At 45.8% G+C, this 14,161-nt stretch carries 15 protein-coding genes; 11 read left to right on the forward strand and 4 right to left on the reverse strand.

The features are described 5' to 3' along the window. Positions 1 to 113 precede the first annotated feature (113 nt). Positions 114 to 434: a met regulon transcriptional regulator MetJ gene (gene metJ, locus AB4482_RS15575; RefSeq protein WP_004415993.1), complete on the forward strand. Its 321-nt coding sequence runs from the start codon at positions 114 to 116 to the stop codon at positions 432 to 434. A 166-nt stretch (positions 435 to 600) separates the two neighbouring features. Here the strand turns inward: metJ and AB4482_RS15580 are convergent, their stop codons facing one another. Then, complete coding sequence (locus AB4482_RS15580; RefSeq protein ID WP_372128624.1) at positions 601 to 1,890, reverse strand: malic enzyme-like NAD(P)-binding protein; 1,290 nt, start codon at positions 1,888 to 1,890, stop codon at positions 601 to 603. A 332-nt stretch (positions 1,891 to 2,222) separates the two neighbouring features. Beyond that, positions 2,223 to 2,441 (reverse strand): 50S ribosomal protein L31, encoded by a 219-nt coding sequence (gene rpmE, locus AB4482_RS15585; protein WP_004729688.1) that lies wholly within the window; start codon positions 2,439 to 2,441, stop codon positions 2,223 to 2,225. A gap of 332 nt (positions 2,442 to 2,773) precedes the next feature. On the opposite strand from rpmE, the gene priA reads away from it, so the two are divergent. From priA to AB4482_RS15600, 3 genes are all read left to right on the forward strand, one after another. Further along, positions 2,774 to 4,975 carry a primosomal protein N' gene (priA, locus tag AB4482_RS15590; protein ID WP_372128623.1) on the forward strand — a complete coding sequence of 734 codons (2,202 nt, stop codon included), beginning with the start codon at positions 2,774 to 2,776 and terminating at the stop codon, positions 4,973 to 4,975. A 240-nt stretch (positions 4,976 to 5,215) separates the two neighbouring features. Next, a complete protein-coding gene (cytR, locus tag AB4482_RS15595; RefSeq protein ID WP_017061147.1) occupies positions 5,216 to 6,220 on the forward strand; it encodes a DNA-binding transcriptional regulator CytR in 1,005 nt (334 codons plus the stop codon). Between the two features lie 122 nt (positions 6,221 to 6,342). Then, entirely contained in the window at positions 6,343 to 6,882 is a 540-nt protein-coding gene (locus tag AB4482_RS15600) for an SPOR domain-containing protein (protein ID WP_017061148.1), read from the forward strand. Positions 6,883 to 6,990: 108 nt separating this feature from the next. Here the strand turns inward: AB4482_RS15600 and AB4482_RS15605 are convergent, their stop codons facing one another. Beyond that, complete coding sequence (locus AB4482_RS15605) at positions 6,991 to 7,251, reverse strand: hypothetical protein (protein WP_017061149.1); 261 nt, start codon at positions 7,249 to 7,251, stop codon at positions 6,991 to 6,993. A gap of 298 nt (positions 7,252 to 7,549) precedes the next feature. Between AB4482_RS15605 and hslV the strand changes: the two genes are divergently transcribed. From hslV to rraA, 4 genes are all read left to right on the forward strand, one after another. After that, entirely contained in the window at positions 7,550 to 8,098 is a 549-nt protein-coding gene (gene hslV / locus AB4482_RS15610; RefSeq protein ID WP_004729692.1) for an ATP-dependent protease subunit HslV, read from the forward strand. Between the two features lie 58 nt (positions 8,099 to 8,156). Next, on the forward strand, positions 8,157 to 9,497 hold the full coding sequence (gene hslU / locus AB4482_RS15615; RefSeq protein WP_137001064.1) for an HslU--HslV peptidase ATPase subunit: 1,341 nt from the start codon (positions 8,157 to 8,159) through the stop codon (positions 9,495 to 9,497). A gap of 155 nt (positions 9,498 to 9,652) precedes the next feature. After that, complete coding sequence (locus tag AB4482_RS15620) at positions 9,653 to 10,570, forward strand: 1,4-dihydroxy-2-naphthoate polyprenyltransferase (RefSeq protein WP_017061151.1); 918 nt, start codon at positions 9,653 to 9,655, stop codon at positions 10,568 to 10,570. A gap of 73 nt (positions 10,571 to 10,643) precedes the next feature. After that, positions 10,644 to 11,162, forward strand: a complete 519-nt coding sequence (rraA, locus tag AB4482_RS15625; RefSeq protein WP_017071322.1) for a ribonuclease E activity regulator RraA — start codon at positions 10,644 to 10,646, stop codon at positions 11,160 to 11,162. A gap of 97 nt (positions 11,163 to 11,259) precedes the next feature. Here the strand turns inward: rraA and zapB are convergent, their stop codons facing one another. After that, positions 11,260 to 11,502 (reverse strand): cell division protein ZapB, encoded by a 243-nt coding sequence (gene zapB, locus AB4482_RS15630; protein WP_008219652.1) that lies wholly within the window; start codon positions 11,500 to 11,502, stop codon positions 11,260 to 11,262. Between the two features lie 324 nt (positions 11,503 to 11,826). Here zapB and glpX point away from each other — a divergent pair, with 324 nt between their 5' ends. The 3 genes from glpX to AB4482_RS15645 all read left to right on the forward strand — a co-directional run bounded on the left by glpX (position 11,827) and on the right by AB4482_RS15645 (position 14,123). Continuing rightward, the gene (gene glpX / locus AB4482_RS15635; RefSeq protein ID WP_017061153.1) at positions 11,827 to 12,834 is read left to right on the forward strand and encodes a class II fructose-bisphosphatase; all 1,008 of its coding nucleotides are present in this window, start codon (positions 11,827 to 11,829) and stop codon (positions 12,832 to 12,834) included. Between the two features lie 198 nt (positions 12,835 to 13,032). Then, positions 13,033 to 13,653 (forward strand): metalloregulator ArsR/SmtB family transcription factor, encoded by a 621-nt coding sequence (locus AB4482_RS15640; protein ID WP_017063674.1) that lies wholly within the window; start codon positions 13,033 to 13,035, stop codon positions 13,651 to 13,653. Positions 13,654 to 13,775: 122 nt separating this feature from the next. After that, complete coding sequence (locus tag AB4482_RS15645) at positions 13,776 to 14,123, forward strand: DUF3135 domain-containing protein (protein WP_017061155.1); 348 nt, start codon at positions 13,776 to 13,778, stop codon at positions 14,121 to 14,123. The last annotated feature ends 38 nt before the right edge of the window (positions 14,124 to 14,161 follow it).

Below are 14,161 nucleotides of genomic sequence, written 5' to 3' on the forward strand. Positions count from 1 at the left end.
AACGTGAGACGTCAACACTTCTAGACGTCTATATGTCTTTGCTTATGGCAGTAAATCCCGCTAAAATCACCACTATTAATTTATTCTAACAACTAAAGTGATGAAGGTACGCAATGGCCGACTGGAATGGTGAATACATAAGCCCATATGCTGAGCATGGAAAGAAAAGCGAACAAGTAAAGAAAATTACAGTTTCTATCCCTCTAAAAGTGTTAAAGGTTCTTACTGACGAGCGTACTCGCCGCCAGATTAATAACCTACGCCATGCAACAAACAGTGAGCTACTGTGCGAAGCCTTTCTACATGCGTACACAGGCCAACCACTACCAACGGATGAAGACCTTCGTAAAGACCGCCCAGACGATATTCCTGCTGAAGTGAAAAAGCTGATGACAGAGATGGGTATCGAGTTCGAAGCGTTTGACGAAGAATAAAAACAACTCAGTCACTGCCTTCATTATTGATTCGCTCTAGCTGAACCTTATTTATCACATCGCGCATAGCTTTTTATGATTGCGCTGTGAATGATAGACATAAAAAAACCGACTCCAGATGAGTCGGTTTTTTATTATTCTTTTTGGCTCAATAGAGCAACAGCTATTAAGCCATATAGTTAGCAGGCATCTCGATACGAGCTACGCCAGATTCAACAGCCGCTTCCGCAACTGCTCGTGCTACGCGAGGAAGTAGACGTGGGTCCATTGGCTTAGGAATGATGTAACCCTTACCGAACTCCAGTGCAGTCTCGCCCGCAGCTGCTAGTACTTCAGCTGGAACTTCTTCTTTCGCCAGTTCACGAATCGCTTTAACCGCCGCTAGCTTCATTTCGTCATTAATTTCGCTCGCACGCACGTCTAGTGCACCACGGAAAATGAATGGGAAACAAAGTACGTTGTTTACTTGGTTAGGGTAATCACTGCGGCCTGTACCCATGATTAGGTCAGAACGAACTTCGTGTGCAAGCTCAGGCTTGATCTCTGGATCTGGGTTTGAACATGCAAACACAACAGGCTTATCAGCCATCAGCGTTAGTGCTTCAGCAGGCAGTAGATTCGGCCCCGATACACCCAAGAACAGGTCAGCGCCTTCGATAACATCTTCAAGCGTACGCTTATCAGTGTTATTTGCGAACAGCTCTTTGTATTCGTTTAGGTCATCACGACGAGTATGGATCACACCTTTACGGTCAAGCATGTAGATTTTTTCACGCTGAGCGCCACACTTAATCAGTAGTTCCATACAAGCAACCGCCGCTGCGCCAGCACCTAAACAAACGATCTTACACTCTTCAAGTTTCTTACCTTGAAGCTCGATCGCATTCAGCATACCCGCTGCCGTTACAATCGCTGTACCGTGTTGGTCATCGTGGAATACCGGAACATCACAACGTTCAATCAGGCGACGTTCAATCTCAAAACAGTCTGGTGCTTTGATGTCTTCCAGGTTAATACCGCCGAATGTATCTGCGATATTCGCAACTGTATCAACGAACTCATCGATTGTGCGGTGTTTTACTTCAATATCGATAGAATCTAAACCAGCAAAACGCTTAAACAGTAGCGCTTTACCTTCCATAACAGGTTTAGAAGCAATAGGGCCAAGGTTACCTAGGCCAAGAATCGCTGTACCGTTAGAGATAACTGCAACCATGTTGCCTTTACCTGTGTACTTATAAACGTTATCAACGTTCTGTGCGATCTCGCGAACAGGCTCAGCCACGCCTGGGCTGTATGCAAGTGCTAGGTCTTCTGCAGAGTTTGCAGGCTTCGTCAGTTCTACGGCAATTTTGCCTGGAATTGGGAACTCATGGTAATCAAGAGCTTGCTGACGGAATTGTTCTTGAGGCGATAACGCTTGAGAGGATTGATCTTGGCGGCTGTCTTCAGACATAGGTGTAGGTTCCTAGGATATTATTATTTGGGGGATCTTGTTCATGTTAATAGATGTACTTCAAAGTTCCTAGGTGGTTAAAGCCTCTGTCTCATTAAAAAACGAGATTTCACTACTAATAAGACCAGTGAGCAGTTGAAATTACTGTCGCTTGCTGAACTTTCGAGCGGATTTCAAGAATGGAGTGTGGGGTGTAAGTTATGAAACAAAATTCAAGCGGGTTGTCTGTCGTTTTCGAGAAGTTGATGGCTGAATAAGATTCAGCGTTTTCTTAAATTTCAGGCAACAAAAAAGGACACCGAAGTGTCCTTTTTATGTCTAAATAGCGAGAATTACTTCTTGCTAGAAAGAGCACCGAAACGCTTGTTGAAGCGATCAACACGGCCGCCAGTATCTACGATACGTTGCTTACCAGTGTAGAATGGGTGACATTTGTCACATACGTCTAGGTGGATAGATTCTTTTGCAAGCGTTGAGTTGAACTCAAATGTGTTGCCGCAAGAACAAGTTGCAGAAACTGCTTTGTATTCTGGGTGGATACCAGTTTTCATGGGATAACCTCAAGTAGGCCGTGTCGCTATACGATTCTAAGCCGTACACCACACGTAGTTAAAAAATAAAATAAAGACACCGCTGCATCACTAAACTGCGATAAAGCCATACCTTTAAGGCGCAGTATAGTAATGAATCTATAAGGCAGGATCAACTGATTTGATACATTTTTCACCAATAGCCTCTTTTATTTCCTTTGTCGGCCTGAGATTTCGGGCTATCGTTATCTTCCCGCGTTAACTCGATACTCTCATCCAAACTGCTCCTCGAATTTAACGCCCTTATCCATTAGACTGTTCGCTCTCGTCAACTCAGATAAAGCTGTCCCTTTATGCGTCCAATGATTGCCCGCGTGGCACTGCCTGTTCCACTAGACAAGCAGTTCGATTACAAGATTCCTAACCACCTATTCCCGATTATTGGTGGACGAGTCTCTGTGCCTTTTGGACGACAAACCTTAACAGGTATTGTTACAGCTCTGGTTAACGAATCTGAATTCGAGCTAGACAAGCTCAAGCCCATTAAAGCCTTATTAGACAACCAACCCGTTTGGCCGGAATCGGTCTACTCACTCTTGGTATGGTGTAGCCAGTTCTATCAGTATCCACTGGGTGAAACCTTGGCTAATGCTCTACCAAGCGCTTTACGAAAAGGCAAAGCCGCCGACTTCGCGACGCTGGTTGAGTGGCAGTTAACACCATCAGGCAAAGACCAACTGATGCAAGGTTTTGGTCGCGCGGTCAAACAAGCCAAAGTGATGCACATGCTTGAGCACGGTCCGGTTCCTCATCAAGAGTTCATTGATGAAGAAGTTGGCAGTGCCGTACTCAAAACGCTAGAAGAGAAAGGCTGGATTGAATCAATAGAGAAAAAGCCAAAACGTCAGCCATGGCCAGTTGAACTTGAGAATGACCAAGACAAACCTAAGCTCAATGCCGAACAAGCCATCGCGATTGCGACCGTAAATAGCCAAACCGACTTTGGTTGTTTCCTGTTAGAGGGCGTTACTGGCTCAGGTAAGACCGAGGTTTACCTGAATATGATTAAGCCGATTCTCGATCAAGGTAAACAAGCGTTAGTGCTCGTGCCCGAGATTGGTCTCACTCCTCAAACGATTAACCGCTTTAAGCGACGCTTTAATGTGCCTGTTGAGGTTATCCACTCAGGTTTAAACGATTCAGAACGCCTGAATGCGTGGTTATCGGCGCGCGATAAAATAGCAGGCATCGTGATTGGTACCCGTTCAGCTCTGTTCACGCCATTTGCTGACCTAGGTATTATCATTGTCGATGAAGAACACGACGCGTCTTATAAACAGCAAGATAGCCTGCGCTACCACGCTCGAGATGTGGCGATCATGCGTGCTCATAAAGCGCAGATCCCGGTTGTGTTAGGCTCGGCGACTCCAGCCTTTGAGACGCTGCACAACGCTCAGATCGGCAAATACAGTTATCTCACCCTGACTTCACGTGCGGGTGTCGCACTGCCGACCACCAATAAGGTGTTGGATGTTAAAGGTGAATATCTAGAAAGTGGTTTGTCTGCGTCGTTAATTGCAGAGATGCAAAGACACCTCAAAGCTGGCAACCAAGTGATGCTGTTCCTCAATCGTCGAGGGTTTTCTCCGGCATTAATGTGTCACGATTGTGGTTGGACGGCCGAGTGTAAACGTTGCGATGCTTACTACACCTATCACCAATACAGCAATGAGATGCGCTGCCACCACTGTGGTTCTCAGCAGCATATCGTGCACAATTGCCAAGGCTGTGGATCTGCAAACTTAGTGACAGTGGGTGTCGGGACCGAGCAGTTAGAAGCTCAACTTGGTCAACTATTCCCGGAATACAAAACCATTCGTATTGACCGCGACAGCACCCGCCGTAAAGGCAGCTTAGAAAGCGCGCTCGAGTCGATTCGTAAGGGTGAATTCCAAATTCTTATCGGCACGCAGATGCTTGCTAAGGGTCACCATTTCCCTGACGTGACACTTGTGGCGTTATTGGATGTGGATGGCTCTTTATATAGTAGTGACTTCCGTGCCTCTGAACGTCTTGCGCAGCTATTCATCCAAGTAGCGGGACGCGCAGGACGAGCAAGCAAACCCGGTGAAGTGATCTTACAGACTCACCACCCAGAACATGGGTTGTTGCAAGCCTTGCTACACAAAGACTATAACCACTTTGCTCAGACGGCGCTAGCAGAACGTAAGCAGGCAATGTTACCGCCCTATACCTTTATGACGCTGTTTAGAGCAGAAGCCAATGACACTCGCTTGGTGGAAGAGTTCTTGCGTCAGGTTCGTCACACATTGGAATCGCACCCGCTGTTTGACCAATATTGCATGGTGTTAGGGCCAACCCCGGCTCCGTTAGCAAAACGAGCGGGCAAATCGCGCTGGCAGTTAATCTTACAAACTCAGACGCGCTCGTTAATGCAGAAGCTATTGATGAGTGCCAAGCCGGCCATCAATATGTTACCTGCTGCGAAAAAAGTTCGCTGGTCACTCGATATTGAGCCGCAAGATTTGAGTTAAACCCACTTGGGTTAAAACTAATGATAAGTTTGTTCACAAATATTTCATATTTCTCGTGAGCAACTTCACACTAGTCATGTGATTTTTGTTAATCTAGCCGTAACTTTACACGGATTAAACGAATAAAATATTGCAATAAAAAAAGTGTTAGCAACACTTTCATAATATCTATTCGATTACATTTATTATTCACGCCTTAGATGCTTAGGCGACAAAGGAACTTAAAAGAGGGTTTAATTTATGGCGACAATGAAGGATGTTGCCCAGCTAGCAGGCGTCTCAACAGCCACGGTATCACGTGCATTGATGAACCCTGAGAAAGTCTCAGTTTCGACTCGCAAACGAGTGGAAACAGCAGTACTTGAAGCTGGATACTCACCCAATACATTAGCTAGAAACTTACGTCGCAACGAATCAAAAACCATCATCACTATTGTTCCTGATATCTGTGACCCTTATTTCGCCGAGATCATTCGTGGTATCGAAGATGCCGCAGTAGAAAATGATTACCTTGTTCTACTGGGTGATAGCGGCCAGCAAAAGAAGCGCGAGTCTTCGTTTGTTAACTTAGTTTTCACCAAACAAGCCGACGGCATGTTGCTGCTGGGTACTGACCATCCGTTTGATGTCAGCAAACCTGAACAAAAGAATTTACCGCCGATGGTAATGGCGTGTGAGTTTGCCCCTGAGCTTGAACTGCCTACGGTACACATCGATAACCTGACCTCTGCCTTTGAAGCGGTGAACTACCTAGCTCAGTTAGGTCATAAGCGTATTGCTCAAATTTCAGGACCAGTATCGGCAACACTGTGTAAGTTCCGCCAACAAGGCTACCAGCAAGCGCTGCGTCGCGCCGGAGTCTCAATGAATCCAGCCTATAGCACGGTCGGTGACTTCACCTTTGAAGCGGGCGCTCAAGCGGTTCGTCAATTACTGGCACTTCCTGAACAACCTACAGCTATCTTCTGTCACAACGATGCGATGGCGATTGGTGCGATTCAAGAAACGAAGAAGCTGGGCTTGCGCGTTCCTCAAGACCTATCGATTGTCGGCTTCGATGACATCCAATTCGCTCAATACTGCGATCCACCGCTAACCACCATTTCTCAGCCTCGTTATGAGATTGGACGCCAAGCGATGTTGATGATGCTTGATCTATTAAAAGGCAACGATGTGCAAGCAGGTTCGCGTCTGCTTGAAGCTAAATTAGTGGTTCGAGGCAGTACAGCGCCACCTCGAATATAACCCTTAGAAATACCCTTATAAATCTGCGGCACATTTTGATGTGCCGCTTCCATTTCTGCACTATTATCCTCGCGCAATCTGGATTACCATGAGGGCAGAATCAGCAACTATTGAATTGTCTTGTGGCTAATAGAGATTATGTAAAGCGCGGTCGTGGCACGAAAAAACCGACCAAAAAACAAGCCCCTCGCCGTAAACCTTGGCGCAGTGGTCTTTTGGCGATCCTCCTTGCCGGTGGTTTTGGTTACGGACTTTACCTATTGAGTAATGATCCTGAGCCGCCTGCACCAACGCCTGTGGCAACCAAACCAAAACCTAAGCCAAAACCAGCGAAAGTGATTCCGCCGCCTCCTGAAGAGAAGTGGGACTACGTTGAAACGCTGCCAAGCCGCGAGATTGAAGTAAAAGCCAAAGAGCAACAGATCTCTAAGATCCCTTACATCATGCAGTGTGGCGCTTACAAAACCTCGTCGCAGGCAGAAGCACGTAAGTTGGATATTGCCTTCCAAGGTATCTCAAGTGAGATCCGCAAGAAAGATGGCAGTAGCTGGTACCGTGTGGTTTTAGGGCCATACAAGTTGAAGCGTGACGCAGAACGCGATCGCCATAAGCTGCAACGAGCGAAAATTGAACCTTGCGCTATTTGGAAAGACGGGTCTTAATCAACTCAATATATAATAGGGGGAAGAGGATTCCCCCTATTGCTGTTTGAAAGCGTTCAATAGTTCATCGCACAAGCAATACCAGTATGTTAATCAAAAGAGTGCGTTTTAACGAAACTGAGGTACTTGTTCGTAGTACTCAAGCCCAAAGTCAGTCAGGTAGACCTGCTCCTTATTTATCTCGATGTAACCAAAAAAATCCAAGTGCGCTAAAACGTTAGGAAATGGACGTTTAAGAAAAACGTTGACCGAGTTTTTTAGATGTTCTGTTGAACACTCGCCCGCCTCCTGATACATCAGATGATGCAGTATAGACAGCTCATCCAGATCCATATCTCTATTAAAAAAACTGATATTGTCACTATTCATCACACTACTCCTTATGTAGTGAATACCACTGATTAGTGAACATCATTCCTTATAAATCAAACAAAAAGTGTTAACCATTTCACGTTAGAAATTTGTTTTATCTTTTTTTATATTTATCACAAACTATTAACCCACCAACCCTTGCCACACATAGGCTCAACAGGTAATGGATGTTTGAAACAACTGGTAACATTTAGTTTTTTTGATATGACATACCATTAAAAGTAGCACTTGAATTCATGATAGTGGAGCCACATATAAGTAGTAACCATAAATAATAATCAAAAGAGGTCGACTCGTGACTACCATTGTATCTGTACGTCGTAATAATAAAGTCGTCATCGCGGGTGATGGACAAGTATCTCTGGGCAATACAGTAATGAAGGGCAACGCCCGTAAAGTACGTCGCCTATACAACAACAAAGTACTGGCCGGTTTTGCTGGCGGTACGGCTGATGCTTTCACGCTATTCGAAAAATTTGAAAGCAAGCTGCAAATGCACCAAGGCCATCTCACCAAAGCGGCAGTTGAGCTAGCGAAGGATTGGCGTAGCGACCGTGCTCTACGTAAGTTAGAAGCACTGTTAGCAGTAGCGGATGAGACCGCTTCACTGATCATCACAGGTAACGGTGACGTAGTTCAACCTGAGAACGACCTGATTGCGATCGGTTCGGGCGGAAACTTCGCTCAAGCAGCCGCTACTGCACTATTAGAAAATACTGATTTAGATGCGCGTGAAATCGCAGAAAAGTCGCTGAACATTGCAGGCGACATCTGTGTCTTCACCAACCATCACCACACTATTGAAGAACTAGAAAGCACCGTTGAGCTGCCAAAGCCAGAGTAACGACCGCTTCCATCAATAACGTTGTATTCAACAGTGATTAAAGAATTAAGGAAAAACCATGTCTGAGATGACTCCTCGCGAAATTGTTCACGAACTCAATCGCCACATTATCGGCCAAGACAACGCTAAGCGCTCAGTGGCTATCGCTCTTCGTAACCGCTGGCGCCGTATGCAGCTTGAAGAAAGCCTACGTGTTGAAGTATCGCCAAAAAACATCCTGATGATTGGCCCAACGGGTGTAGGTAAAACTGAAATCGCTCGCCGCCTAGCGAAATTAGCAAACGCGCCTTTCATCAAGGTAGAAGCGACTAAGTTCACCGAAGTGGGTTACGTTGGTAAAGAAGTTGAAACCATCATCCGTGATCTAACGGACGTTGCGATCAAGATGACGCACCAACAAGCGATGGAAAAAGTACAATACCGCGCTGAAGAACAAGCTGAAGAACGCATTCTTGATGCCCTTCTACCACCAGCGCGTGATGCTTGGGGTCAGAACGAGCAATCAACTGAAGAGACAACCTCTTCAAACACTCGTCAGATTTTCCGCAAGAAACTGCGTGAAGGTAAGCTAGATGACAAAGAGATTGAAGTTGATGTAGCCGCACCGCAAATGGGCGTTGAAATCATGTCACCTCCAGGCATGGAAGAGATGACAAACCAGCTGCAAGGCATGTTCCAAAACCTAGCGGGCGACACCAAGAAAAAGCGTAAGATGAAAATCAAAGACGCATTCAAAGCACTGACGGAAGAAGAAGCTGCGAAGCTTGTGAACCAAGAAGAGCTGAAAGAGAACGCGATCTTCAACGCTGAAAACAACGGCATCGTATTCATCGATGAGATCGACAAAATCTGTAAGCGTGGCGACAGTTCAGGCCCAGATGTATCTCGCGAAGGTGTTCAGCGTGACCTACTGCCTCTTATCGAAGGCAGCACAGTATCAACCAAGCACGGTATGGTTAAAACTGACCACATCTTGTTTATCACATCAGGCGCATTCCAAGTGGCTAAGCCATCTGACCTGATCCCTGAGCTACAAGGTCGTCTACCAATCCGCGTAGAACTTGAAGCACTATCAGCACATGACTTCAAACGCATCCTAACTGAGCCAAAAGCATCTCTAACAGAGCAATACATTGCCCTAATGAAAACAGAAGATGTCAACATTGAGTTCACTGAAGATGGCATCAACCAGATTGCGGACGCAGCATGGCGCGTAAACGAAACCACTGAGAACATCGGTGCGCGTCGTCTACACACAGTGATGGAGCGTCTAATGGATGAGATTTCATTCGAAGCAACAGACAAAGCTGGCAGCAAGCTAGTGATTGATGAAGCTTACGTAACATCGAAACTTGGCGAATTCGTTGAAGACGAAGACCTAAGCCGCTTCATCCTGTAGCACACCAAACTCTAACTTATTGCTCTATCTCAAAGAAATAGCAGCTAATAAGCGAATTCAAGGCCCACTTTCGAGTGGGCTTTTTATTACCCGAAAAATGGGCGTATACTCAAATCACAGTATGAAACGAAGACTTACAAAGAATTAGACCTACGATGAAACAATCTCTACTGATCTGGCTTGATGCCGCACGACCAAAAACTCTGCCTCTCGCACTTGTCTCTATTCTTACAGGAAGTAGTTTAGCGTTCGCCGGTGGTCAGTTTTCTTTATCGATAGCCCTACTGGCATTTTTAACCGCCACCCTATTACAGATTTTATCGAACCTAGCCAATGACTATGGCGACGCCGTAAAAGGCACAGACAACGAAAATCGTCTGGGGCCAACACGTGCCATGCAATCTGGCGCGGTAACAGCGAAAACCATGAAGCAAGCGATCATCCTCAACATCGTGTTTACTATGGTCGCTGGGCTGATTCTTATTTTTCATGCCTTAACCTCGATTGAAAGTATCTTATCTTTCATTGCGTTAGGCATATTAGCCATTGTTGCTGCCATCGCTTATACCGTCGGTAATAAGCCTTATGGCTATATTGGCCTTGGCGACTTATCGGTATTTATCTTCTTCGGTTTATTAGGTGTTTCAGGGACTTACTTCTTGCACACTGGCCATGTTGAACCAAGCCTATTCCTTCCGGCATTGGGCTGTGGCTTGATGGCGGTTGCGGTACTCAATATCAACAACATGCGTGATATCGAAAACGACAGCGAATGTGGTAAGCGCACCATGGCGGTTCGCCTAGGACAACGCAAAGCCAAACACTATCATTTTGCTCTGCTTGGCCTCGCCCTTGCGTCTTTCGCTATCTACCTGCTTATTCAAGAAAAGCCGGTCTGGATCAGCCTGCCGTTTTTGCTGAGCATTATTATTGTTTACAAGCATGGCAAAGCCGTTTGGGAAACCGAAAAGCCAGCGCAAATTGCACCAATGATGCCCGTGATTGTGAAATGCTCACTGGTCACTAACCTATTGTTTGCAGGGGTTGTCGTAGCTCAAACTCTATTGAGTTAAATGAGACTAATCATTGCAAAGGGATCAAGCGCCGATATACTCAAAGTAAGCTCATTGTTCAAAAGGTATACTAATGGAATACAACACTTCAGCACTGTGCGACATATATTTGGATCAAGTTGATGTCGTGGAGCCAATGTTCAGCAACTTCGGTGGACGTGCATCCTTCGCAGGACAGATCACGACATTAAAGTGTTTTGAAGACAACGCTTTGATTCGCTCTGTACTAGAGCAAGACGGTCTGGGGCGTGTGTTGTTAATCGATGGGGGCGGCTCACTACGTAAAGCGCTGATCGATGCTGAGATAGCCCTACTTGCCGAAGACAATGAGTGGGAAGGGATTGTGGTTTACGGGTGCGTTCGTGAAGTCGATGAGCTTGAAGACATGAACCTAGGTATCCAAGCCTTGGCTTCTATCCCTGTTGGTGCGAGCCAAGAAGGTGTCGGTGAATTAGACGTTCCAGTGAACTTTGGCAGCGTGACCTTCTTACCTGAAGATTACCTCTACGCAGACAACACTGGCATCATTCTTTCTGCCGAACCTCTAGATGTAGAACTCGATTTGGATGTCGAGGAAGAAGAGGTCGAGTAACTCTCACTCAGCTTCAAATAATAAAACAAATCATAAGAACACAAACAAAAACGCCCGCTACTGAGTAGCGGGCGTTTTTTTAAATCTGAAGAGTCGATTACTCTACTTCATCCATTTTACCAAGAAGGTTACGGATGCGATCTTGCCATGCTGAATGCTCTTCCTGCATTTGCTGAGTTTTTTGCTCTAGCTCGTGACGGCTTGCTTTAAGCTCACCAGCTTCTGTTGCTAGTGCTTGTTTCTCTTCTTTAAGCTCTTCCACTTCCATTTGAAGAAGTGCAATTGTATCTACTGCTGTTTGAATTTTTGCTTCTAGCTGCTCTAGTACTTCAAAAGACATTCTGGCCTACCTTTAAGTTATCCGTTTGATGGTGAAGGTTCACTCCACTTATTTCCCCATTCTACTCAGCAGAGCAAGGATAAACACTCAATATATTCGATATTTTGCGCCATTCGATGAAAAAAACAGCGCTTTTTACCGAATATTGACGTGAACGATTACCGCCACAACGGCAAACCGATTATTTTGATGAATAATAACTGTTTTCCACTGCGAATTGATCGAGAGCAATCTCCAAAAAACAAAAAGGCAAACGTTTCCTTTTGGATATGGTAAAATTCGCCGCGAAATTTCTATTCCCCCTTTGAAAATTTTGGAGTCCGCATGAAACGCGATTTAGCAATGTCATTCTCTCGTGTCACAGAAGGTGCAGCACTAGCTGGTTACAAGTGGCTTGGCCGTGGCGATAAAAACGCTGCAGATGGCGCTGCTGTAGAAGTAATGCGTAGCCTATTAAACAAAACCGAAATTAGCGGTGAGATTGTTATCGGCGAAGGTGAAATCGATGATGCACCTATGCTATACATCGGCGAAAACGTAGGTGTGGGCGGCGACGCTGTCGACATCGCAGTTGACCCAATTGAAGGGACACGCATGACAGCAATGGGCCAATCAAATGCATTGGCTGTATTGGCTGCGGGCGAAAAAGGCAGCTTCCTTAAAGCGCCTGATATGTACATGGAAAAGTTGGTTGTTGGCCCTGGCGCTAAAGGCGTGATTGACCTAGAACTGCCACTAACAGAAAACCTAGAAAACATCGCTAAAGCACTAGGTAAAACACTTGATACTCTAGTCGTAACCACGCTTGCTAAGCCTCGTCATGATCAAGTCATCGCCGACATGCAAGCAATGGGCGTTCGTGTATTTGCTGTGCCAGACGGTGATGTTGCGGCTTCTATCTTAACCTGTATGCCAGACAGTGAAGTAGACGTCATGTACTGCATCGGCGGCGCACCTGAAGGTGTGGTCTCGGCGGCGGTAATTCGCGCACTCGACGGCGACATGCACGGTCGTCTTCTACCTCGCCACGAAGTGAAAGGCGACACAGAAGAGAACCGCAAGCACGGTGAACTTGAACTTGAGCGCTGCGCAGAAATGGGCGTAACGGCGGGTATCGTATTGAAGATGGAAGACATGGCACGCAGCGACAACGTTGTATTCTCAGCAACAGGCATCACTAAGGGTGACTTGCTAGAAGGTATTTCTCGTCAAGGTAATATCGCAACCACAGAAACCCTGCTTATCCGTGGCCGCTGCCGTACAATTCGCCGCATCAAATCTATCCACTACCTAGAGCGTAAAGATCCAGAAGTAGTAGGTCATATCCTGTAAGCCTAAATTCGGTGAAACAGAACATTCCAAGGCTGATACCTAGTATCAGCCTTTTGTTTTATTAGCGCACCAGAATCTGACCATGGCAGCCAATAGAGTAAAACGCTATCTATAGAGTAAATTATCATCAATATAGTAAATGGTTTGCTTTATAAACACCTTGCCTCATAATAGTAAGGTTCATTAGGTAGGGATAGTATGAAAACAAGCGACAGAATCTTACAGACCATTAAGCGTCAAGGCGCGGTAACCGCGAAACAACTGTCAGAAGAATTTGGCATGACGACAATGGGGGCAAGGCAACATCTGCAAAGCCTGGAAGATGACGGTATTCTTGCGTTTCATGATGTGAAAGTGAAAGTGGGTCGCCCGACTCGCCACTGGTCCCTGACTCAACAAGGTCATAACCAATTTTCAGACCGACATGGTGAACTCACCATTCAAGTGATTGATGCTGTCGAGAATCTATTTGGTAAAGAAGGGCTGGCTAAGGTTGCTGCCGAGCGTGAACAACACACTCTTAAGCAGTATCAAACTGCGCTGTCTGGCTGTGATTCACTCATCAGCAAGCTTAAAAAACTCACCCAGCTTCGTGAAGACGAAGGCTACATGGCTGAGCTTCAAGAACATGATGATCACTACATCTTGATTGAGAACCACTGCCCTATCTGTAAGGCTGCAACTCGCTGCCCTAGCCTGTGCCAATCTGAGCTCAACGTGTTTACTGAGTTACTAAAAGATGAGTGTCACGTGAGCCGTACAGAGCACATCATTGCTGGCGAACGACGCTGCACTTACACCTTAACACCCGCCCTTTGATTGCAAAGGTAATCGGCTAATACCGTCTCAATATTGAGAAAATACAAATAGATTAAAATTTGTACAGATTTCTTTCTTAAGCTTAGAGCATATGAAACACGCTTAATGCTAAGGAAGGAATGATGGCGCATCCACAACCCGCTCAAAAACTGCCACCCTTTGATGAACTTGTCCAACTCGCGAAAAGCGACCCGAAAGCATTCAATCAATTCAAACACGAGATGTGCGAACAGATGATTTGTTCGGCTTCAGACGTGATGCAAGACCGACTTCGTGCGCAGCAAAGTCACATCGACTTAGTGGTTAGCCGTTGTAAAAACCCACACCACGCCAATGTCGTACTCATGCAAGAGCTGCGCTGTCAGGTCTGTAAGTTCCAAGATGCACTCGAAGGGCGCTGCGGCTTTGAAGAATCTCTGCCTGAAAATGTCGTGCCTTTTAAGCCGAATACCGAACCTAAAATGTACTGAAATTAGCAAAGCACTAAAAAGAAAAAGGGAGCGTAATG

Origin of the sequence: Vibrio sp. 10N.222.55.C7, from assembly GCF_041473335.1 — a bacterium.
In the GTDB taxonomy this organism is placed as follows: Bacteria; Pseudomonadota; Gammaproteobacteria; order Enterobacterales; family Vibrionaceae; genus Vibrio; species Vibrio crassostreae_C.

Bases quoted from the DNA above. Each gene is read 5' to 3' on its own strand.
- metJ (WP_004415993.1), top strand. From the start codon at position 114: ATGGCCGACTGGAATGGTGAATACATAAGCCCATATGCTGAGCATGGA.
- AB4482_RS15580 (WP_372128624.1), bottom strand. From the start codon at position 1,890: ATGTCTGAAGACAGCCGCCAAGATCAATCCTCTCAAGCGTTATCGCCT.
- rpmE (WP_004729688.1), bottom strand. From the start codon at position 2,441: ATGAAAACTGGTATCCACCCAGAATACAAAGCAGTTTCTGCAACTTGT.
- priA (WP_372128623.1), top strand. From the start codon at position 2,774: ATGCGTCCAATGATTGCCCGCGTGGCACTGCCTGTTCCACTAGACAAG.
- cytR (WP_017061147.1), top strand. From the start codon at position 5,216: ATGGCGACAATGAAGGATGTTGCCCAGCTAGCAGGCGTCTCAACAGCC.
- AB4482_RS15605 (WP_017061149.1), bottom strand. From the start codon at position 7,251: ATGAATAGTGACAATATCAGTTTTTTTAATAGAGATATGGATCTGGAT.
- hslU (WP_137001064.1), top strand. From the start codon at position 8,157: ATGTCTGAGATGACTCCTCGCGAAATTGTTCACGAACTCAATCGCCAC.
- AB4482_RS15620 (WP_017061151.1), top strand. From the start codon at position 9,653: ATGAAACAATCTCTACTGATCTGGCTTGATGCCGCACGACCAAAAACT.
- rraA (WP_017071322.1), top strand. From the start codon at position 10,644: ATGGAATACAACACTTCAGCACTGTGCGACATATATTTGGATCAAGTT.
- zapB (WP_008219652.1), bottom strand. From the start codon at position 11,502: ATGTCTTTTGAAGTACTAGAGCAGCTAGAAGCAAAAATTCAAACAGCA.
- glpX (WP_017061153.1), top strand. From the start codon at position 11,827: ATGAAACGCGATTTAGCAATGTCATTCTCTCGTGTCACAGAAGGTGCA.
- AB4482_RS15640 (WP_017063674.1), top strand. From the start codon at position 13,033: ATGAAAACAAGCGACAGAATCTTACAGACCATTAAGCGTCAAGGCGCG.
- AB4482_RS15645 (WP_017061155.1), top strand. From the start codon at position 13,776: ATGGCGCATCCACAACCCGCTCAAAAACTGCCACCCTTTGATGAACTT.